The organism is Streptomyces fuscichromogenes, assembly GCF_014645815.1.
GTDB lineage: Bacteria > Actinomycetota > Actinomycetes > Streptomycetales > Streptomycetaceae > Streptomyces > Streptomyces fuscichromogenes.
The window spans coordinates 15,012-34,577 of the sequence record NZ_BMML01000024.1 but is presented as its reverse complement, the minus strand read 5'-3'; the positions used below and the strand labels follow the sequence as shown (position 1 = coordinate 34,577).

The window sequence follows — 19,566 nt, the reverse complement described above, 5'->3', positions numbered from 1 at the left end:
CGCTGTGGGGAGTTGGCGGAGATGTGTTTGACTTGTCGTTCTGTGGGCATGTCGACAAAACGCTGAAGTGACCTCACGGTCTGCGGTATACGTGGTGTACCCAGGTTGCAGGTGGTGCGACGATGAACGTTATGGGGGACAAGGCAACTCTGTTCGAGACAGGGCGATTTGTGCAGCCTTCGGGCGAGGAGCCGACCCGCGACGAGGCCGCCGAGGCCGCTGAGGAGGCACGCCGTCGACTCCGGGCCGAGGCCGGTGACGTCGAGTCGATGAGTGTGCTCGGCGCCATGCTGCTGCGCCGTGGCGACCTCGACGGAGCCGAGCCGCAACTGCGCGCGGCCACCGCCGCCGGAGACCGGGCGGCCGCCAACAACCTGGGTGTCCTGCTGCACCAGCGCGGCTACCCCGAGGAGGCCGCCGGCTGGTGGCGGATCGCCGCTGTCGCCGGATCCGCGGCCGCCGCCCATGCGCTCGGCCGCCACCACCGCGAACGCGGCGACGAACCCGCCGCCGAGTACTGGCTGTGCCAGTCCGCCGAACAGGGTCACGCGCTCGGCGCCTACGCGCTGGCCGACCTGCTGGAGCACCGGGGCGACGCGGACGCCGCACCGTGGATGCGGGCCGCCGCCGAGCGCGGCCACCGGGAGGCGGCGTACCGGCTGGCGCGCGCGCTCGACCGCAGGGCCGCCGTGGGCGAGGGCGAGATCGGGCCCGACCCCGGCGTCGACACGGAGACCCCGGCCGGGGCCCAGGACGCCGACGAGGCCGAGCAGTGGTATCGGCAGGCCGCCGCGCGCGGGCACCGGCGCGCCGCGCTGCACCTCGGCGCGATCCTGGAGAAGCGCGGCGAGCTCAAGGAGGCCGGGCGCTGGTACCTGACCTCCGCCAGGGACGGCGAGGCCCGGGCCGCCTGCGCGCTCGGCTTCCTGCTGCGCGACGCCGGGGACACCGAGAGCGCCGCGGTGTGGTGGCTGCGGGCCGCCCAGGACGGCGACGGCAACGCGGCGAACGCGCTCGGCGCGCTGCACGCCGAGCGCGGTGAGACACAGACCGCCGAGCGCTGGTACCGGGCGGCGATGGACGCCGGTGACGACAACGGGGCGTACAACCTCGCCCTGCTCTGCGTCGAGCAGGGGCGGACCGCGCAGGCCGAGCAGTGGTACCGGCGGGCCGCCTACGCGGGGCACCGCGAGGCCGCGAACGCGCTCGCCATCCTGCTGCTCCAGGTCGGCGACACGAGCGGGGCCGAGCCGTGGTTCTCCAAGGCGGCGGAGGCGGGCAGCGTGGACGCCGCGTTCAACCTCGGGATCCTCTACGCCGGGCGCGGCGAGGACCGGGTCGCGCTGCAGTGCTACGAGCGGGCGGCCGCCGCCGGGCACACGGAGGCGGCCCTCCAGGTCGGCATCGCCCGGCTGCGCGAGGGCGACGAGGCCGCCGCCGAGCGCCATCTGCGGTGCGCGGCGGGCGGGGGCAGCGCCGAGGCCGCCTACCGGCTCGCCGCCGTCCTCGACGCACGTCGGCCCGCGGTGTCCGAGCACGAGCTCGGGGAGTCGTCCCTGAACGTGAAGACCGAGTGCGAGGAGTGGTACGAGCGGGCCGCGTCGCAGGGGCACCGGCGCGCCCAGGTCCGGGTCGGGATGCTGGCCGCGGCGCGCGGGGACGTGGTGGAGGCGGCGCGCTGGTACCGGGCGGCCGCCGAGGCCGGGTCGCGCAACGGCGCGTTCAACCTCGGGCTGCTGCTGGCCCGGGAGGGGAGCGAGCCGGAGGCGGCGGTGTGGTGGGAGCGGGCCGCCGACGCCGGGCACGGGCGGGCGGCGTTGCGGCTCGCCCTGGTCTACGCGCGTCGTGGTGAGCTGGCGGAGGGGCAGCGGTGGGCCGACCGGGCGGTGGCGCTGGGGCCGGCGGAGGTGAGCGAGCGGGCGGGCCGGCTCCGGGACGCGCTGCACGAGGAGCTGTCGGCGTAAGCCGCTGCCGGTCGATGCGTTCCCGCAGGTCAGGTGGGTTGCCGGGTATTGATTTGCTTCCGTCCGGGTCCCTCACGTAGTGTTCTGTTCATCGACGCGGGGTGGAGCAGCTCGGTAGCTCGCTGGGCTCATAACCCAGAGGTCGCAGGTTCAAATCCTGTCCCCGCTACTGAAGGCCGAGGGCCGGAATCCGGAAACGGGTTCCGGCCCTCGGTTTTTGTTTCCGGGGTCCGCCGTGGAGGCCCGCGGGGCACGACGAAGGCCCCGGCGCTCCTCGCGGGTGAGGAGCGCCGGGGCCTTCGGGACGTTCGTCAGGCGGCCGCCGCGCAGTCCGGGCACAGGCCGCGGTAGGTCACCTCGACGTCGGAGACCGTGAAGCCGAACCGCTCCGAGCTGGGGAGGTCGGCCAGCGGGTTGCCGGTCGGGTGGACGTCGCGGATCGAGCCGCAGCGGGCGCAGACCAGGTGGTGGTGCGGCCGGTGCGCGTTCGGGTCGTACCGCTTGGCGCGCTTGTCCGTCGAGACCTCTAGGACCTCGCCGAGCGAGACCAGCTCACCCAGCGTGTTGTAGACGGTCGCCCGGGAGATCTCGGGCAGCTTGACGACGGCCCTGGAGTGCACCTCGTCGGCCGTCAGATGGACGTGTTCGCCGTCGAGTACCTCGGCCACGACGCGACGCTGCGCGGTCATCCGCCATCCGCGTCCACGCAGCCGCTCCAGAAGGTCACTCATGGAATTCAGCCTAACAGCCGGGGCACCTTTTTCCGAACAGGTGTGACTTTGGAGCCCTGCTTGACTTGGACGTAATCCAATTTGGGATCGAGTTCGGGGCCGGTGAAGTGAGCCGGATCCCCGGGAGGGCGGGGTCCGGCCCGTTCGGCAGGTCGGTGCGGGCCGTTACGCGGGCTGCGGTGCGCGGGCCGGGGCCCAGCAGCGGATGATGTCGCGGACCGAGACGATGCCGGCCGGCTCGCCGCCGTCCAGGACGATCAGATGGCGGAAGCCGCCGTGGGCCATCGCCCGGGCCGCCTCCTCCAGCGTCCAGGTCGGGGTGGCGAACACGACGTCGTTGGTGGTGTGGGCGTGGATGGGCTCGGTGTCCGGGTTCTGGCCGAGGCCCACGGAGTTGAGGATGTCGCGTTCGGTGAGGATGCCGATGCCGCCGGCGTCCGGGTCGTGGACGATCGCCGCGCCCACGCGGCGCGCGGACATCAGGGCGGCTGCCTGGCGGAGGGTGTGGGCGGGGCCGACGGTGAGGACGACCGTGCTCATGGCGTCACGGACGAGCATGGAAGGTGCCACCTCCTGGGAGATCGCCGGGATAGTTCGACGATTCACAAACGCACAAGTGAGGGTTCTCTCAGGGTGGCAGGTAAAGCGAGGGTCAACAAGGGGGTGCGCGTATCCAATTGAGGGCGCACGCGCTCATATGTGCTGGGGTCGGTGACCCCGCTCAGCCCCGTCGCGCCCCAGAAGGCCGTTTCAGTAACGCTGGGCGAGGTACGACAGCAGCTCGTCGTGGAGCAGGCCGTTGGACGCGGCCGCGTTGCCGCTGTGCGGACCCGGACGGCCGTCGAGGCCGGTGAAGGTGCCGCCGGCCTCCGTCACCACGATGGCGTTGGCCGCCATGTCCCACAGGGACAGCTCCGGCTCGGCACAGATGTCCACGGACCCCTCGGCGACCATCATGTACGGCCAGAAGTCGCCGTACGCGCGCGTGCGCCACACGTCGCGGGTGAGGTCCAGGAACCCGTTCAGGTGCCCCCGCTCCTCCCAGCCGCCCAGCGAGGAGTACGCGAAGGACGCGTCGGCCAGCTTCGAGACCTTGGAGACACGCAGCCGGCTCGCCGAGGACAGACTGCGGCCGGTGAAGGCGCCGTGTCCCTTCGCGGCCCACCAGCGCCGGCCCAGCGCGGGCGCGGAGACCAAGCCGACGACCGGCTGGTAGCCGCCCTCGGCCGCCTCCATCAGGGAGATCAGGGTCGCCCAGACCGGGACGCCGCGCACGTAGTTCTTGGTGCCGTCGATCGGGTCGATCACCCAGCGGCGCGGGCCGGTGCCCTCGATGCCGTACTCCTCGCCGAGGACCGCGTCCCGCGGGCGCGCACGCTGCAACTGGCCGCGGATCAGTTCCTCGGCGGCCTTGTCCGCCTCGCTCACCGGGGTCATGTCCGGCTTGGTCTCGACCTTGAGGTCGAGGGCCTTGAAGCGGCCCATGGTCGCGGCGTCGGCCGCGTCCGCGAGCACATGGGCGAGACGCAGGTCATCAAGGTAGTCCGGCATGTGACGAACGGTATCTGCAGGGGCGGGCGCGGGGCTACCGGGGGAGGGCGGGTGATGCCGGTAAGTGATCGGGCGGTGACCTCGGCACGACCGTGGCGCGCCCGCGCGTGTTGGCCGAAGGGCGCCCCCCGATGCCTTCGCGAACCCTTGACAGTCGATTCGTGCGCGTCAAATCTGGGCGCAGAGTCGCTCGCCCCAGGGAGGCGATGATGCCGGCAGCCCGGGAGTCCCTACTGGACGCCGCGTACGCGGCACTTGCGCGCAGGCCGTGGGCTGCCGTGCGGATGGTCGACGTGGCGGCGGCGGCCGGGGTGTCCCGGCAGACGCTGTACAACGAGTTCGGCAGCAAGGAAGGCCTGGCGAGGGCGCTGGTGCGCAGGGAGGCCGACGGGTATCTCGCGGGGGTCGAGCGGGCGTTGGGCAGCCATGCCGAGGCGCGCGAGCGGCTCACCGCGACCGCCGAGTGGATGGCGGTGGCGGGCCGGGAGAACGTGCTGGTGCGGGCGATGCTCACGGGGTGCTGGAGCGAGCGGCTGCCGTCGCCGACGCTGTCCGCGGTGCCGTCCTCCTCGGCGGTGCCGGCCCAGCGGAGGGCGGACGGGCCGTTGCCCTCTCCCGGGGACTTCGTGCAGATCGTGCGGGACCGGGCGGTGGCGGTGCTGTCCGGGGCGGGGGCCGGGAAGGGGAACGGTGAGCTGGCCCGGTCGTGCGAGCTGGTGGTACGGCTCGCGCTGTCCTGTGTCGCGGCACCGCCGGGGGAGGGCGGGGTGGCGGAGCTGGTGCGCGGGGCGCTGTATCGGCAGCCGGTGTGAGGGGTGCGGGCTGTGTGCCGGCCGCGGGTGGGTGGGGGCTGGTCGCGCAGTTCCCCGCGCCCCTTTGGGGCGCTTGAGTACGGGCGCTTCCTTGAGTACGGGGCGCTTCAGTGGGCGGAACCCGAGAGTTGGAGGCCGATCACGCCTGCGATCACCAGGCTGATGGAGACGATCTTCAGGGTCGAGACCAGGTCGCCCAGGAAGACCATGCCGTAGATGGCCGTGCCGGCCGCGCCGATGCCGGTCCAGACCGCGTACGCCGGGCCCACGTCCAGCTTCTTCAGGGAGAGGGTCAGGAGGCCGAAGCTGCCGAGGGCGAAGGAGGCGAAGGCCACCGTCGGCCATAGCCGGGTGAAGCCGTGGGAGAGCTTGAGGCACACGGCGAACCCGGTCTCCAGGATCCCGGCCACGATCACCAGCAGCCACGCCATGTGCTGTCCTCCCGTATGTCCAGCTCGGTGCGATTATGCACTTACCGAACTCGGGTCATGACAAACACCCCGGTGGTCAGTCGCCCTCCGTGCGCTCCCGCGTCGCCAGCAGCCGGCGCAGCGAATAGAGGCGGGCCGGGTCCGCGTGCCCCTCGGCGACCCACTCGTCCAACGCGCAGTCCGGCTCGTCGTGGCTGCACGCGCGCGGGCAGTTCTCCGTGCCGGGCTCCAGGTCGGGGAACGCGTGGATCACCCGGGACGGGTCGATGTGGGCCAGACCGAAGGAGCGGACGCCCGGGGTGTCGATGACCCAGCCCTCGTCGCCGGAGAGCGGGAGGGCGAGCGCGGAGGTCGTGGTGTGGCGGCCGCGGCCGGTCACCGCGTTCACGTGCCCGGTCGTACGCCGGAGGTCCTCGGGGACCAAGGCGTTCACCAGCGTGGTCTTGCCGACGCCGGAGTGGCCGACGAACGCGGTGACCCTGCCGTCGAGCTGTTCCCGGACCCGGTGGGCCGCGTCGCCCGCCGCCAGTTCCTCGCGGCTCGTGACCACGTACGGGATCTCCAGGTCGCCGTACAGCTCCAGGAGCTTGTCCGGTGGGGCCAGGTCCGACTTGGTCATGACCAGGAGCGGGGTGAGGCCGCCGTCGTAGGCGGCGACCAGGCAGCGGTCGATCAGGCGGGGGCGGGGCTCGGGATCGGCCAGGGCCGTGACGATCGCCAGCTGGTCGGCGTTGGCGACGACCACCCGCTCGAACGGATCGTCGTCGTCGGCGGTCCGGCGGAGCACGGACGTGCGGTCCTCGATGCGCACGATCCGGGCGAGGGTGTCCTTCCGGCCGGACAGATCGCCGACCAGGGCCACCCGGTCGCCGACCACCGCCGCCTTGCGGCCCAGCTCGCGGGCCTTCATCGCGAGGATCGTGCGGTCCTCGACCAGACAGGTCAGACGGCCCCGGTCGACGGTGAGGACCATCCCCTCGGCCGCGTCCTCGTGCTTCGGGCGGATGTGCGTCCGCGGCCGGTTGCCCTTGCGGTTCGGGCGGGCGCGGATGTCGTCCTCGTCGGTGTGCTTGCCGTAGCGGCGCATCGTCGTACGCCCCTACGCTCCGTCGCTCCCGAGCATCCCGGTCCACAGGTCGGGGAAGTCCGGCAGGGTCTTCGCCGTCGTCGCCACGTTCTCGATCTGCACGCCGTCAACCGCCAGGCCGATGATCGCACCGGAGGTCGCCATGCGGTGGTCCTCGTAGGTGTGGAAGACACCGCCGTGCAGCGCGCGCGGGCGGATGCGCAGCCCGTCGGCGGTCTCGGTGACGTCACCGCCGAGCTCGTTGATCTCCTTGGTGAGCGCGGCCAGCCGGTCCGTCTCGTGCAGTCGGAGATGGGACACCCCGCGCAGGGTGGAGGGGGTGTCCGCGAGGGCGGCGACCGCCGCGATGCCGGGGGTGAGCTCGCCGACGTCACCCAGGTCGACGTCGATGCCGTGGATCCGGCCCGAGCCGGTGAACTCCAGGCCGTACTCGGTCAGTTCGCAGGAACCGCCCATCTCGGTGAAGATCTCGCGCAGCCGGTCGCCCGGCTGGGTGGTGCGGGACGGCCAGTCCGGGATCAGCACCTTGCCGCCGGTCACCAGGGCCGCGGCGAGGAACGGCTGGGCGTTCGAGAGGTCCGGTTCGACCGTGAGGTCCCGGCCCAGCAGGGCCCCCGGGGTGACCCGCCAGACGTTCGGCTCGCCGCCCGACTCGGGGGTGTCCACCTGGGCGCCGACCGCGCGCAGCATGTCGACGGTCATCCGGATGTGCGGGAGCGAGGGGAGGCTCGCGCCGGTGTGACGGACCTCGACGCCCTGGTTGAAGCGCGGGCCGGAGAGCAGGAGGGCCGACACGAACTGGGAGGAGGACGAGGCGTCGATCGACACCGGGCCGCCGTCCAGGGCACCGCCGCCGTGCACGGTCAGCGGGAGCGCGCCCCGGCCGTCGTCGTCGATGCGGGCGCCGAGGGTGCGCAGCGCGTCGATCACGCCGTGCAGGGGGCGCTCGTAGGAGCGCGGGTCGCCGTCGAAGCGGATGTCACCGGCGGCGAGGGTGGCGACGGGCGGGAGGAAGCGCATCACGGTGCCGGCGTTGCCGACGTCGACGGTGGCGGGGCCGCGGAACCCGGCGGGGATGACCCGCCAGGCCTCGCCGGAGCCGTCCGGGCCCACGCCCTCCTCGATGCCGACGCCCATCGTGCGCAGGGCACCGGCCATCAGCAGGGTGTCGCGGGAGCGCAGGGGGCGGCGCAGCCAGCCCGGCTCGGAGGCGAGGGCGGCGAGGACGAGGGCGCGGTTGGTGACCGACTTGGACCCCGGCACGTGAACCGTGGCGTCGACGGCTCCGCGCGCGTAGGGGGCGGGCCAGAGGGCGGTTGGTGCGGTGGGGTTTGCGGCCATGGGGTCACTTTAGTGGCAGGGGGCGGTGTGAGCCGGTGGACGGGCGGCCGGTGGGCGGGTGCGGTGCCGCTTCGAGGATGGGCCGGTGGGCGGGTGCGGCGCCGTGGGGGCTTGTCGCGCCCGCGCGGCGGAGCCGCATATCGGTACAGCCCCGCGCCCCTGTGATGCCGCCCCTTCGGGGCGGGCATCACATGCCGAGCAGCCAGCGGCCGCCGCCGATCAGCGAGCACAGCGACACCGTGTGGAACAGGAACAGCCATACGCCCGCCGGGAGATGTGTCAGCCTCGACAGCTGGTCGGCGTCCGAGTCGCCGGCGCCGCCGCGGGAGCGCTTCGCCTGGAGTTCGAAGGCCGGGCGGACCCCGCCCAGCAGCAGGAACCAGACCACGGCGTACGCGAACGCCGCCTGTACCTGGGGTCCGGCCAGCCACGACACCAGCAGGAAGGTGCCGCCGGTCAGGAACACCGTCAGGACGCCGTAGGCGTTGCGGATCATCACCAGCATCACGACGAGCAGCGCCGTGGCGGCCCACAGCAGGAGGGTGATGCGGCCGGCGCCGAGCAGGGCCGCGCCGCCCAGGCCGAGCAGCGGGGGAGCCGTGTAGCCCGCCGCCGCCGTGAGGATCATGCCGATGCCGTGCGGCTTGCCCCGGCTGAGCGTGAGGCCGCTGGTGTCGGAGTGCAGCCGGATGCCGGTGAGCTGGCGGCCGGTGAGCAGGGCGACCAGACCGTGGCCGCCCTCGTGGGCGATCGTGATGGCGTTGCGGGATATCCGCCACAGGCCGTGCGGGACGATCACCGCGAGCGCGGCGACCAGAGTCGCGAGGACCACCCACAGGTCGGGGTCGGACTGGGTGCCCGTCAGACGGTCCCAGAGGTCGGGCAGCGCGAGGGCGGCGATGCTGTCCATGGTGCGGCGGTTGCTCCCTCTGGTGGCGTGGAGTCTGGCAGTGTTGCACGTATGTGCGGACGGTATGCATCCAGTCGTGGGCCCGAGGATCTCGCAGGAGTCTTTGAAATAGAGAAGTGGGAGCCCGAGGAGACCCTGGAGGCCGACTACAACGTGGCTCCGACCAAGGAGGTCTACGCCGTTCTGGACCGTCCCTTGAAGGACGCCGACGACCGCCGTCCGGTTCGCCAGCTGCGCAGGCTCAAGTGGGGGCTGGTGCCCTCCTGGGCCAAGTCGCCCGAGGGCGCCGCCCGGTTGATCAACGCGCGCGCCGAGACCGTGCACGAGAAGGCGTCGTACCGCCGCGCCTTCGCCGCCCGCCGCTGCATCGTGCCCGCCGACGGCTACTACGAGTGGGTCACCGCCAAGGAGGAGCGGGACCTGGAGGTCGAGGGGAAGAAGAAGCGGCCGCGCAAGCAGCCGTACTTCGTGCTCCCGGCCGACGGCTCGGTGTTCGCGATGGCCGGGCTGTACGAGTTCTGGCGGGACCGCACGCTGCCCGACGACCATCCGCTGGCCTGGTGGGCGACCTGCTCGGTGATCACCACGGAGGCGGAGACCGCGCCGCTGGCGGTGGCGCCCGCCGAGGGGCCGGGCTCGCTGTCCGACATCCACCCCCGGATGCCGCTGATGCTGACGCCGGACCGCTGGGACGCCTGGCTCGACCCGGCCCGGACGGACGTCGAGGACCTGCGGTCGCTGCTCGCCCCGCCGCCGGAGGGCCTGATGCGGGCCTATCCGGTCTCCACGGCCGTCAGCAACGTCCGCAACAACGGCCCGGAGCTGCTGAAGGAGCTGGAGGGGCCCGAGGAGGGCACGCTCTTCTGAGCGCTCCGCCGGACCTGCCGTGATCCGGAGTGTCGCGACGTGGAGTGCCGCGATCCGGAGTGTCGCGACTTGGAGTGCAGTGATCTGAAGTGCCGCGGTCTGTCGTCTCCCGGCCGTGGCGCCGTCGTGGCCGGTCGCGCGGTTCCCCGCGCCCCTGCGGGCGCCGTTTTCTAGTCTTCTCCCGTGACCACAGCGAAGATCGTCGGTACGGAGGCGGGGGACGCCCGCATCACCTGGTACGAGGCGGAGAAGGCGCGGCTGGTGCTCGCCGTCGGCCACGGAGCGGGCGGTGGCATCGAGGCGCGGGACCTCCAGGCGCTCGCCGCGGTCCTGCCGGAGCACGGCGTGACCGTCGCCCTCGTCGAGCAGCCCTGGCGGGTCGCCGGGAAGAAGATCGCGCCGGCGCCGAAGACCCTGGACACCGGCTGGCGGGGCGTGTGGCCCGCGCTCACCGCGCCGGGGCCGCCGGTGGTGTCGGGCGGGCGCAGCGCCGGAGCCCGGGTCGCCTGCCGTACGGCGACGGAGCTGGGCGCCGCCGCCGTCCTCGCTCTGAGCTTCCCGCTGCACCCGCCCGGCAGGCCGGAGAAGTCGCGGGCCGGGGAACTGCTGGGCGCCGGGGTGCCCACGCTCGTCGTACAGGGCGGGAACGACCCGTTCGGGAAGCCGGCCGAGTTCCCGGCGGGCGAGTACCAACTCGTCGAGGTACCGGGCGGCGATCACGGGTTCGCGGTGCCCATGAGGGTCCCCCCGCGGGAGCGAAGCCGGGCGGGGGCGAGGGCGGAGACCGGCCCGGAACAGGCAGTGAGACTCATCACGGACGCGGTCCTCGCATGGACCGCGTCACTCGGGTGACGCCCGGGAATGCCGCGCGACCGACCACTGTTGTGGCGGACAGAAGTGCTGGGGCACCAGCGCCGACGCCGAAGGAGAGGAAGTCCGCCGCATGGGTTCGACCATCTGCCCGAGTCGCAGCAGCAGTGCTGACCTGGACTGGGCAGTGCTGCACGCGGCCAAGACCGCTCCTATTCGAGCGGCGGCAGGCACGGGTCGTGTTCTATCCTCCGAGACGAGTGGGATCGGTTTCGGTCCTGCCCGGGATCTTGAGGAGGTGGGTCCGGTCACCGGTACCGACGCAGGGACCGACAACGGCCAGGCGGAGCTGCCCGAGGGCCAGGGCGTCAGCGCGGAGTCGACCTCGGAGCGCACCGCGCGCTTCGAGCGGGACGCGCTCGAATTCCTCGACCAGATGTACTCGGCCGCGCTGCGCATGACCCGCAACCCGGCCGACGCCGAGGACCTGGTGCAGGAGACCTACGCCAAGGCGTACGCGTCCTTCCACCAGTTCCGTGAGGGCACCAACCTCAAGGCGTGGCTGTACCGCATTCTCACGAACACCTTCATCAACTCGTACCGCAAGAAGCAGCGCGAACCCCAGCGCTCCGCGGCCGAGGAGATCGAGGACTGGCAGCTCGCCCGTGCCGAGTCGCACATGTCGACCGGTCTGCGCTCCGCGGAGTCGCAGGCGCTCGACCACCTGCCCGACTCGGACGTGAAGGAAGCGCTGCAGGCGATCCCCGAGGAATTCCGCATCGCCGTCTACCTCGCCGACGTAGAGGGCTTTGCCTACAAGGAGATCGCGGACATCATGGGGACACCCATCGGCACGGTGATGTCCCGGCTGCACCGGGGCCGCCGTCAGCTGCGCGGCATGCTGGAGGACTACGCGCGTGAGCGCGGGCTCGTCCCGGCGGGCGCCGGAGAGTCGAACGAAGCGAAAGGCTCGGGCTCATGAGCTGCGGAGAGCCGCACGAGACGGACTGCAGTGAGGTACTCGATCATCTGTACGAGTTCCTCGACAGTGAGATGCCGGACGTCGATCGCGTCAAGTTCAAGCAGCACTTCGACGAGTGCTCCCCCTGCCTGGAGAAGTACGGGCTGGAGCAGGCCGTGAAGAAGCTGGTCAAGCGGTGCTGCGGGCATGACGACGTGCCCAGCGACCTGCGGTCCAAGGTGCTGGGGCGGCTGGATCTGATCCGCTCCGGGCAGGTCGTCCCGGACCACGACGTCACGGCCGCCCAGACCGCTTCGGCGGCACCGGTCGCACCGGCCGCGCCGGAGAGCTGACCGCGGCGGCGCCGAGCGGTTCCCGCTTCGGTGCCGAGTGGTTCCCGCCCCGGTGCCCCGTCACCCGAACGTGCTAATCCTCCGGTCATAAGCCTCAGACCCTCCGGTTTCCGCCCTAGGCTCCGGAGCCTGGACAGGCATGGTCGGGGGAGGGCGAGATGGATGCGGTTCCGGCACGGGTGCGCGCGTATGTGACCTGTGTCGCCCTCGCCGCGCTGCTCTGCCTGCTGCCGCTGCCCGGCCTGCGGACACCCTGGTGGGCCGTCGCCCTCCTGGCCGCGCTGTACGCGGCCTGCGAGCACGTCGTACGGCGCCGTCTCGGCGGCACCTTCTACCCGGTGCTGCTCGCGGGCGCCTTCCTGCTGCCGCCGCCGGCCGCGGCGCTCGTACCGCTGCCGGGCGCGCTGCTCTCACGCGCCGAGCAGCGGCCGCAGGCGCTGCGCCGGACCTGGCGGGCCGCCGAGCTGGCGCTCGCCGTGTGGGCCGCGGGACGCGTGCACTGGGCGCTGGGCGGCCGGGACGCGGTGGTGGACTCCGACTTCCCGTACGCGCTGCTGCCCTGCGCCGCGGCCGTGCTGGCCTTCTGCGCGGTTCTCGCCGTCCTCGACGGCGGGATCCTCGCGGTCGCGGAACGTGTTCCGGTACGACGGGCCTGGCGGGGCCTGCTGTCCCGCTCGCTCGCCCCGGTCGGGGTGCACGGGCTGGCCGGGCTGATGATGGCCGTGCTCTGGCGCAGCCCCTACGGTCCCGTCGCCGGGCTGCTCGTCCTGCTGCCGATGTGCGTGTCCGGGTGGGTGTTCGCCCAGTACCACCGGGAGCGCGCCGCCCACCAGGCCACCATCCGCGCGCTCGTCCAGGCCGTCGACATCAAGGACGGGTACACCCGCGGACACAGCGAGCGGGTCGGACAGGCCTCCGTGATGATCGCGCGCGAGCTGGGCATGGACGACGACCGGGTGGAGGTCCTGCGCTTCGCCGGCATCCTCCACGACGTGGGAAAGCTCGGTGTGCCCACGCGACTGCTCCGCAAGAACGGGCCGCTCACCCCGGAGGAGCGGCGGATCATCGAACTGCACCCCGAGTACGGCCACGAGATGGTGCGCGGGATCTCCTTCCTCGGGGAGGCCCGTGCGGCGATCCTCCACCACCACGAGCGCATCGACGGCAGCGGCTACCCCTACGGACTGGCGGGCAGTCAGATCCCGGAGTCCGCCCGCGTGGTGGCCGTCGCCGACGCGTTCGACGCGATGACGTCGACGCGCTCCTACAGCCGGGCCCGGCCGGTGTCCGCCGCGGTCGAGGAGCTACGACGGTGCGCGGGCCGGCACTTCGACGCGGGGGTGGTCGACGCCCTGGCGAGCGCCCTGACCCGGCACGGCTGGCACCCCGCGGTCACCGCGGACGACCCGCCCGCCGTCCTGGCCGCGGCGACTGCCCCGGCCGACCACGCCCACCTGGCCGACCACGCCCACCTGGCCGACCTTGCGGGTCCTTCCGGTTCCGTGGGTCCCGTCGACCTGGCCGGTCCCGTGGGTCCTGCCGTCCTGCCCGGTCCCGCGGGTTCCGTCGACTCGGCCGACCTTGCAGGTCCTGCCGGTCCCGCGGGTCCCGTCGACCTGGCCGGTCCGGCGGGTCCCGTCGACCCGGCTGGCCCCGCTGATCCCGCCGCTCCCGGGCCGTCGGGTGGTGGGCGTGAAAGCGTCGGGCGGGGTGCTCGGTGACCTTCGGCGCGTCGGCGTTCGCCGCGGGACCGGCCGGCCGTGGCTCCGCGGGCCCGTCGCCGGCACCTCGCTCCCGCCGCGCCGCCGCGCTCGGGTGCATCCGCCTCGCGGCCCTGCTGCTCGCCCTCGGCTGTCTCGCCGGCACTCTCTGGGCGGGCCTCGACGACCGCGGCACCGCCCTCGCCTTCGGAGTGCTCGTCGGCATCGGGGAGTGGGCCCGGTGGACCGGCGCCGAGGTACGGGAGGCCGCCCCGCTCGGGGCCGCCGGCGGGCTCGCCTACGCCCTGCTCGGCGCCGACGCGGGGGCCGCCACGCACGACGGGGCCTGCCAGGTCGTCACCGTCGTCTGCGCGGCCTCGCTGCTCGGCAGTGTCCCGCACATAGCCGCCGGGCGGCGGCCCACCCTCGACCACCTCGCCCGCCGCGTCCTGACCGTCGGTTTCGCCGCCGTCTGCTTCCAACCCCTCTACAGCAGGGGCGTGTTGGAACGGTGGGGTGGATCGGCGTACGCGCTGCTGCTGGTCGCGCTGCTCGTGCTCACCGCGCTGTGCGACGCCGTGCTGGCCGCCGCGCAGGCCCACGCGCGGACCGGGTGGCCGTTCGGACCGCTGCTGCGGGACGAGCTGCGCGGGCTGCTCGGCATCGGGTCCGCCGTCTGCGCCACCGGCGCGGTGATGGCGCTGGCCGTCGCCGTGGCCGGCCTGTGGGCGCTGCCCGTCTTCTGCCTGCCCCTGCTCCTCACCCAGCTGTCCCTGCGCCGGTACGCCGCCGTCCGGGCCACCTACCGGCAGACCATCGCCTCGCTCGCCCGCGCCACCGAGATAGCGGGGTACACCCCGGCCGGGCACGCCCGCCGGGTGGCCACGCTGAGCCAGGCCGTCGGGCGGGACCTGGGGCTGTCCCAGGCGGAGCTCACCGTGCTGGAGTACGCGGCGCTCATGCACGACATCGGCCAGCTCAGCCTCGTCGACCCGGTGCCCTCCGGTGCCACCGCCGGACTGCCGGCGGCCGAGCAGCGCCGGATAGCGCTGCTCGGCGGGGCCGTCGTACGGCAGACCGGGGTGGACCCGGCGGTCGCCGTGGTGGTGGAACGGCAGGCCGACCCGTACCGGGAGCAGCCGCTCGCCGCCCGGATCGTGCGGGCCGTCAACGCGTACGAGGAGAAGGCCCGGGATTCCGGGCCCGGCGGGCCGCTGACCGCGCTCGAGGAGTTACGCCTGGCCACTGCCGGGGACTACGCTCCCGACGTCGTGGAGTCGCTGGCACGCGTGCTCTGGAACCAGGGGTGTGGCACGGAGCGCCTCGGGCAGGGTGGTGACGGCCGACGGGCGGGACTGTCTGACCTTGCGCGCGGCTGGGTAACCCATGGGTAATGAGCGGCCCTCCCGGCGTACGTGGTTGGATGCGAAGGAGAGGGTGATGTCCGGGGGCACAAGCCAGCCCACTGTGCGGAAATGGAACTGGCAGGCGGGAATCGTGAGGATCTTCGGCAAAGGACGGCACCGGCCCTCCGCCTCCTGGCGGCAGGCCACCGACCGCGCGTTCACGCTGATCGGCGACGGCCGGTACGAGGACGCGGGCGAACTGCTGACCCGCGCCGCCGACCTGGAACCCTGGCTGTCGGAGTCCTGGTTCAACCTCGCCCTGCTGCACAAGTTCCGGCACGACTGGGAGCAGGCGCGGGCGGCCGGGCTGCGGGCGGTGGCCCTGCTGGACCGGGAGACCGGGGCGCCCGACTGGTGGAACGTGGGCATCGCCGCGACCGCGCTGCAGGACTGGCCGCTGGCCCGGCGGGCCTGGCAGGCGTACGGGCTGCGGGTGCCGGGCGGTGCCACCGTGTCCGGTGAACCGGACGGCATGGACCTGGGCAGTGCCGCGGTACGGCTGTCTCCGGAGGGGGAGGCCGAGGTGGTGTGGGGGCGACGGCTGGACCCGGCCCGGATCGAGGTGCAGTCCATTCCGCTGCCGTCGTCCGGGCGGCGCTGGGGCGAGGTCGTCCTGCACGACGGGGTGCCGCACGGTGAGCGGACCACGGCGACCGGGCACGCGTACCCCGTCTTCGACGAGATCGAGCTGTGGGCGCCGTCGCCGGTGCCGACGTGGGTGGTGCTCCTGGAGGCGGCGACGGAAGCCGACCGGGACGCGTTGGAGCAGCTGGCCGGGGACGCCGGGTTCGCGGCGGAGGACTGGTCCTCCTCGGTGCGGTTGCTGTGCCGGATGTGCTCAGAGTCGCGGATGCCGTCCGACGAGGGGGACGGGGTGCACCTCGATCCCCACGACCACAGTGAGCCGGGGCATCCCGGGCCGCTCGGGCACCGGACCGACGGGCAGCTGTGGGTGCCGGAGCGGGAGTGCGGGGTGGCTGCGCCGGCCGCGCTGGTCAGGGGGTTGCTGGACGGGTGGGTTGCGGACAGCCCTGATTCTCGGGATTGGCGTGATCTGGAAGAGGTCTGCTGAGCGTCGTTCGTCGGGTGCGGGCCGGTGGGGGCTGATCGCGCAGTTCCCCGCGCCCCCAAAAACCGACACGTACCCTGTACCTGCAACATCACCCCTTGTTTTACCTAGGAAGGCTTACCGCGGTCATGGCGCAGCAGGACACCGATCAGCAGCACGCGGGCGTGCTCCCCGTGGACGACGAGGGGTTCGTCGTCGACACCGAAGGGGCCGAGGAGCGCGAGAACGCCTGGCGTGAGCGGGGGACCTCGCGGCCCATCACCGTCGTCGGGAACCCGGTGCTGCACAAGGAGTGCAAGGACGTCACCGAGTTCGGCGCGGAGCTGGACCAGCTCGTCGCCGACATGTTCGCGAGTCAGCGGACCGCGGAGGGCGTCGGGCTCGCCGCCAACCAGATCGGCGTCGACCTGAAGGTCTTCGTCTACGACTGCCAGGACGACGCGGGCGCCCGGCACGTGGGTGTCGTCTGCAACCCGAAGCTGGTCGACCTGCCGGCGGACAAGCGGCGGCTGGACGACAGCAACGAGGGGTGCCTGTCAGTGCCGACCGCCTACGCCCCGCTCGCGCGGCCCGACTACGCCGAGGTCACCGGGCAGGACGAGAAGGGCAACCCGGTCAAGGTGCGCGGCACCGGCTACTTCGCTCGGTGTTTGCAGCACGAGACCGACCACCTGTACGGCTATCTGTACATCGACCGGCTCTCCAAGCGCGAGCGCAAGGACGCGCTGCGACAGATGGCCGAGAACGAGCCACGCTACCCCGTGGTCGCCAACGACTGAGACGCAGAAGCACGGGTGTGACGCCTGGTCGGGAACCTTCCGACCAGGCGTTCGTCGTATTCGGTCAGACTCGCTCATCTGTGCGTCGCACATTCGATCCTTTGTGCACCCCTAGCGATCCTTAATCAGTCACACAAGGGGAGATTCTCGGCACTGTGGGGTAGTGAGTGAAGCAAATCCGTTCCCAGACTGGTCAGTTGTGGTGCTGAATGGGGACTGCGGGGATACGCAACGGCGCACGCCCGGCACAGCGGGAGGGGCGTGCGCACCTGGCTCGGCTGAGAGGGGTTTGTTCGTGCATGCTTTCTCACGCAGCACCGCATCGACGCCGACGGCGGTCGGGGTTCCACCGCAACTCGCGCTCCCGGTGGTCGAGGCCGAGTTTCCCCGGCAACTGCATCCGTATTGGCCGCGGCTACAGGAGAAGACCCGCCTCTGGCTGCTGGAAAAGCGACTGATGCCGGCGGACAAGGTACAGGAATATGCCGACGGCCTTTGCTACACCGACCTCATGGCGGGGTACTACCTGGGCGCGTCCGACGAGGTCATCCAGGCGATCTGCGACTACAGCGCCTGGTTCTTCGTCTGGGACGACCGGCACGACCGGGACGTCGTGCACCGCAGGCCGGGCGACTGGCGGCGACTGAGGCTCCGGCTGCACGCGGCCCTCGACGCGCCCCTGCACCATCTTCACCATCCGGACACCCTGGTCGCGGGGTTCGCGGACAGTGTCGCGCGGCTGTACTCCTTCCTGCCCCAGACCTGGAACCAGCGGTTCGCCCGGCACTTCCACGAGGTGGTCGAGGCGTACGACCGGGAGTTCCGCAACCGCACCTCGGGATATGTTCCCCGGGTCGAGGAATACCTGGCCCTGCGGCGCCTCACCTTCGCCCACTGGATATGGACGGACCTGCTGGAGGCGAGCGCCGGGGCCGAACTCCCGGACGCCGTAAGGAAAGACCCGGCGTACCGCAGGCCGGCCCTGCTGAGTCAGGAGTTCGCCGCCTGGTACAACGACCTCTGCTCGCTTCCGAAGGAAATAGCGGGCGACGAGGTGCACAATCTCGGAATCAGCCTCGTCACCCATGAGGGGATGAGTCTGGAACAGGCGGTCGAGGAAGTCAGGCGACGCGTCGAGGAATGCGTCAGTGAATTCCCGGCCGCCGAGCGGAACGCACTGCGGTTCGCCGGGGAACTCGACGACGGCACCGTGCACGGAAAAGAACTCGGCGCCGCCGTCACGGCCTGCGTCGGCAATATGCGGAACTGGTTCAGTTCCGTCTACTGGTTCCACCACGAATCCGGCCGTTACATGGTCGACAGCTGGGACGACCGGTCCACGCCCCCGTACGTCAACAACGAAGCGGCAGGTGAGAAATGACCGTCGAGTCCGTGAAGCCCGCGACCGCGGAGGCTTCCGCACACGGTGAACTGCGCGAACCGCCCCTCGCCGGCGGCGGGGTGCCGGTCCTGGGGCACGGCTGGCGGCTGGTCCGCGACCCGCTGGCCTTCATGTCCCGGCTGCGCGCCCACGGCGACATGGTGCGCCTGAGGCTCGGCCCCAAGGAGGTGTACGCCGTCACCACCCCGGAGCTCACCGGCGCCCTCGCCCTGAACCCCGACTTCATCATCGCCGGTCCGCTGTGGGAGTCGCTGGAGGGGCTGCTCGGCAAGGAGGGGGTGGCCACCGCCAACGGACCCCGCCACCGCCGCCAGCGCCGCACCATCCAGCCCGCGTTCAACCTCTCCGCGATCCCGGAGTACGGGCCGGTCATGGCGGAGGAGGCGCATGCGCTGACCGAGCGCTGGCGGCCCGGCGCCACGGTCGACTGCACCGCGGAGTCCTTCCGGGTCGCGGTCCGCATCGCCGCCCGCTGCCTGCTGCGCGGTGAGTACATGGACGAGCGCGCCGAGCGGCTCAGCGTCGACCTCGCCAGCGTCTTCCGCGGTATGTACCGGCGGATGGTCATACCACTCGGCCCGCTCTACCGGCTGCCGTTGCCGGCCAACCGTGAATTCAACCGGGCGCTGGCCGATTTGCATCTCCTCGTCGACGAGATCGTCGCCGAGCGCCGGTCATCTGGTCAAAAGCCGGACGATTTGCTGACGGCATTGCTCGCGGCGAAGGACGAGAATGACGAGCCCATCGGGGAACAGGAGATCCACGACCAGGTGGTCGCGATACTCACCCCCGGCAGCGAAACAGTCGCCTCCACGATCATGTGGCTGCTCCAGGTGCTCGCCGAACACCCGGAACACGCCGAGAAGGTACGGACCGAGGTCGAATCGGTGACGGGCGGTCAGCCGGTTGGTTTCGACCACGTTCGGCGGCTCACGCACACCAACAATGTCGTCGTCGAGGCGATGCGTTTGCGGCCCGCCGTATGGATATTGACGCGGCGCGCCAAGGCCGACACCGAGCTCGGCGGCTATCGCATTCCGGCCGGGGCCGACATCGTCTACAGCCCCTACGCCGTCCAGCGCGACCCGGACTCGTACCCGGGGCACCTGGACTTCGACCCGGACCGCTGGCTGCCGGAGCGGGCCAGGGACGTGCCCAAGTACGCCATGAGCCCCTTCAGCGTCGGCAACCGCAAGTGCCCCAGCGACCACTTCTCCATGGCCCAGCTCAGCCTGATCACCGCGGCCCTGTGCGCCCGGTACCGCTTCGAACAGGTCGCCGGGTCGAACGACACCACCCGGGTGGGCATCACCCTGCGCCCGCACCGGCTGCTGCTCACACCCGTGCCCTGGTGACCCGCCGACCGGCGGGTCACGCCTGATACCGGCGCGC

Annotated in this window: 18 protein-coding genes, 1 tRNA gene and 1 pseudogene; 13 read left to right on the top strand and 7 right to left on the bottom strand. The window is 72.1% G+C overall.

From position 1 onward, the window contains the following. Positions 1–122: 122 nt before the first annotated feature. Positions 123–1,964, top strand: coding sequence for a tetratricopeptide repeat protein (locus IEZ11_RS38250; RefSeq protein WP_189267623.1), 1,842 nt, complete (start codon positions 123–125; stop codon positions 1,962–1,964). A 95-nt stretch (positions 1,965–2,059) separates the two neighbouring features. Beyond that, positions 2,060–2,133: transfer RNA gene (locus IEZ11_RS38245), tRNA-Met, on the top strand. 142 nt (positions 2,134–2,275) lie between these two features. Here IEZ11_RS38245 and IEZ11_RS38240 read toward each other — a convergent pair. The 3 genes from IEZ11_RS38240 to hisN form a co-directional block, all read right to left on the bottom strand. Continuing rightward, positions 2,276–2,695 carry a Fur family transcriptional regulator gene (locus tag IEZ11_RS38240; protein ID WP_189267622.1) on the bottom strand — a complete coding sequence of 140 codons (420 nt, stop codon included), beginning with the start codon at positions 2,693–2,695 and terminating at the stop codon, positions 2,276–2,278. A 165-nt stretch (positions 2,696–2,860) separates the two neighbouring features. Next, positions 2,861–3,253, bottom strand: coding sequence for a CBS domain-containing protein (locus tag IEZ11_RS38235; RefSeq protein WP_189267621.1), 393 nt, complete (start codon positions 3,251–3,253; stop codon positions 2,861–2,863). Positions 3,254–3,445: 192 nt separating this feature from the next. Beyond that, a complete protein-coding gene (hisN, locus tag IEZ11_RS38230) occupies positions 3,446–4,246 on the bottom strand; it encodes a histidinol-phosphatase (RefSeq protein ID WP_189267620.1) in 801 nt (266 codons plus the stop codon). Between the two features lie 206 nt (positions 4,247–4,452). Between hisN and IEZ11_RS38225 the strand changes: the two genes are divergently transcribed. Then, on the top strand, positions 4,453–5,058 hold the full coding sequence (locus IEZ11_RS38225) for a TetR/AcrR family transcriptional regulator (RefSeq protein ID WP_229713617.1): 606 nt from the start codon (positions 4,453–4,455) through the stop codon (positions 5,056–5,058). A gap of 107 nt (positions 5,059–5,165) precedes the next feature. Here IEZ11_RS38225 and IEZ11_RS38220 read toward each other — a convergent pair whose 3' ends face one another. The 4 genes from IEZ11_RS38220 to IEZ11_RS38205 all read right to left on the bottom strand — a co-directional run bounded on the left by IEZ11_RS38220 (position 5,166) and on the right by IEZ11_RS38205 (position 8,827). Then, positions 5,166–5,489, bottom strand: a complete 324-nt coding sequence (locus IEZ11_RS38220; protein WP_189267618.1) for a DMT family transporter — start codon at positions 5,487–5,489, stop codon at positions 5,166–5,168. Positions 5,490–5,565: 76 nt separating this feature from the next. Beyond that, positions 5,566–6,576 (bottom strand): ribosome small subunit-dependent GTPase A, encoded by a 1,011-nt coding sequence (gene rsgA, locus IEZ11_RS38215; RefSeq protein ID WP_189267617.1) that lies wholly within the window; start codon positions 6,574–6,576, stop codon positions 5,566–5,568. 12 nt (positions 6,577–6,588) lie between these two features. Further along, on the bottom strand, positions 6,589–7,917 hold the full coding sequence (gene aroA / locus IEZ11_RS38210; protein WP_189267616.1) for a 3-phosphoshikimate 1-carboxyvinyltransferase: 1,329 nt from the start codon (positions 7,915–7,917) through the stop codon (positions 6,589–6,591). A 187-nt stretch (positions 7,918–8,104) separates the two neighbouring features. Then, complete coding sequence (locus IEZ11_RS38205) at positions 8,105–8,827, bottom strand: M50 family metallopeptidase (RefSeq protein ID WP_189267615.1); 723 nt, start codon at positions 8,825–8,827, stop codon at positions 8,105–8,107. A gap of 51 nt (positions 8,828–8,878) precedes the next feature. Here IEZ11_RS38205 and IEZ11_RS38200 point away from each other — a divergent pair, with 51 nt between their 5' ends. The 10 genes and pseudogenes from IEZ11_RS38200 (at position 8,879) to IEZ11_RS38155 (ending at position 19,529) form a co-directional block, all read left to right on the top strand. Continuing rightward, the gene (locus tag IEZ11_RS38200; protein ID WP_189267614.1) at positions 8,879–9,694 is read left to right on the top strand and encodes an SOS response-associated peptidase; all 816 of its coding nucleotides are present in this window, start codon (positions 8,879–8,881) and stop codon (positions 9,692–9,694) included. Between the two features lie 183 nt (positions 9,695–9,877). Further along, positions 9,878–10,546 carry an alpha/beta hydrolase family protein gene (locus tag IEZ11_RS38195; protein ID WP_189267613.1) on the top strand — a complete coding sequence of 223 codons (669 nt, stop codon included), beginning with the start codon at positions 9,878–9,880 and terminating at the stop codon, positions 10,544–10,546. A gap of 256 nt (positions 10,547–10,802) precedes the next feature. Then, the gene (sigR, locus tag IEZ11_RS38190; protein ID WP_189267612.1) at positions 10,803–11,486 is read left to right on the top strand and encodes an RNA polymerase sigma factor SigR; all 684 of its coding nucleotides are present in this window, start codon (positions 10,803–10,805) and stop codon (positions 11,484–11,486) included. Beyond that, a complete protein-coding gene (gene rsrA / locus IEZ11_RS38185; RefSeq protein ID WP_189267611.1) occupies positions 11,483–11,818 on the top strand; it encodes a mycothiol system anti-sigma-R factor in 336 nt (111 codons plus the stop codon). Before sigR ends, rsrA begins: the two co-directional genes overlap by 4 nt. Positions 11,819–11,976: 158 nt before the next feature. Then, a pseudogene (locus tag IEZ11_RS38180) lies at positions 11,977–13,260 on the top strand (HD-GYP domain-containing protein); the annotation flags it as partial. Between the two features lie 377 nt (positions 13,261–13,637). Beyond that, positions 13,638–14,912 (top strand): HD-GYP domain-containing protein, encoded by a 1,275-nt coding sequence (locus IEZ11_RS38175; RefSeq protein WP_189267750.1) that lies wholly within the window; start codon positions 13,638–13,640, stop codon positions 14,910–14,912. 103 nt (positions 14,913–15,015) lie between these two features. Beyond that, a complete protein-coding gene (locus IEZ11_RS38170; RefSeq protein WP_189267749.1) occupies positions 15,016–15,996 on the top strand; it encodes a hypothetical protein in 981 nt (326 codons plus the stop codon). Positions 15,997–16,121: 125 nt separating this feature from the next. Beyond that, positions 16,122–16,772, top strand: a complete 651-nt coding sequence (gene def / locus IEZ11_RS38165; protein ID WP_189267610.1) for a peptide deformylase — start codon at positions 16,122–16,124, stop codon at positions 16,770–16,772. A 295-nt stretch (positions 16,773–17,067) separates the two neighbouring features. Continuing rightward, complete coding sequence (gene cyc1 / locus IEZ11_RS38160; protein WP_189267609.1) at positions 17,068–18,153, top strand: epi-isozizaene synthase; 1,086 nt, start codon at positions 17,068–17,070, stop codon at positions 18,151–18,153. Next, complete coding sequence (locus IEZ11_RS38155) at positions 18,150–19,529, top strand: bifunctional albaflavenone monooxygenase/terpene synthase (RefSeq protein WP_189267608.1); 1,380 nt, start codon at positions 18,150–18,152, stop codon at positions 19,527–19,529. Before cyc1 ends, IEZ11_RS38155 begins: the two co-directional genes overlap by 4 nt. The last annotated feature ends 37 nt before the right edge of the window (positions 19,530–19,566 follow it).

Coding starts and splice junctions, on each gene's coding strand:
- IEZ11_RS38250 (WP_189267623.1), top strand. CDS start 123: ATGAACGTTATGGGGGACAAGGCAACTCTGTTCGAGACAGGGCGATTT.
- IEZ11_RS38240 (WP_189267622.1), bottom strand. CDS start 2,695: ATGAGTGACCTTCTGGAGCGGCTGCGTGGACGCGGATGGCGGATGACC.
- IEZ11_RS38235 (WP_189267621.1), bottom strand. CDS start 3,253: ATGCTCGTCCGTGACGCCATGAGCACGGTCGTCCTCACCGTCGGCCCC.
- hisN (WP_189267620.1), bottom strand. CDS start 4,246: ATGCCGGACTACCTTGATGACCTGCGTCTCGCCCATGTGCTCGCGGAC.
- IEZ11_RS38225 (WP_229713617.1), top strand. CDS start 4,453: ATGATGCCGGCAGCCCGGGAGTCCCTACTGGACGCCGCGTACGCGGCA.
- IEZ11_RS38220 (WP_189267618.1), bottom strand. CDS start 5,489: ATGGCGTGGCTGCTGGTGATCGTGGCCGGGATCCTGGAGACCGGGTTC.
- rsgA (WP_189267617.1), bottom strand. CDS start 6,576: ATGCGCCGCTACGGCAAGCACACCGACGAGGACGACATCCGCGCCCGC.
- aroA (WP_189267616.1), bottom strand. CDS start 7,917: ATGGCCGCAAACCCCACCGCACCAACCGCCCTCTGGCCCGCCCCCTAC.
- IEZ11_RS38205 (WP_189267615.1), bottom strand. CDS start 8,827: ATGGACAGCATCGCCGCCCTCGCGCTGCCCGACCTCTGGGACCGTCTG.
- IEZ11_RS38200 (WP_189267614.1), top strand. CDS start 8,879: ATGTGCGGACGGTATGCATCCAGTCGTGGGCCCGAGGATCTCGCAGGA.
- rsrA (WP_189267611.1), top strand. CDS start 11,483: ATGAGCTGCGGAGAGCCGCACGAGACGGACTGCAGTGAGGTACTCGAT.
- def (WP_189267610.1), top strand. CDS start 16,122: ATGGCGCAGCAGGACACCGATCAGCAGCACGCGGGCGTGCTCCCCGTG.
- IEZ11_RS38155 (WP_189267608.1), top strand. CDS start 18,150: ATGACCGTCGAGTCCGTGAAGCCCGCGACCGCGGAGGCTTCCGCACAC.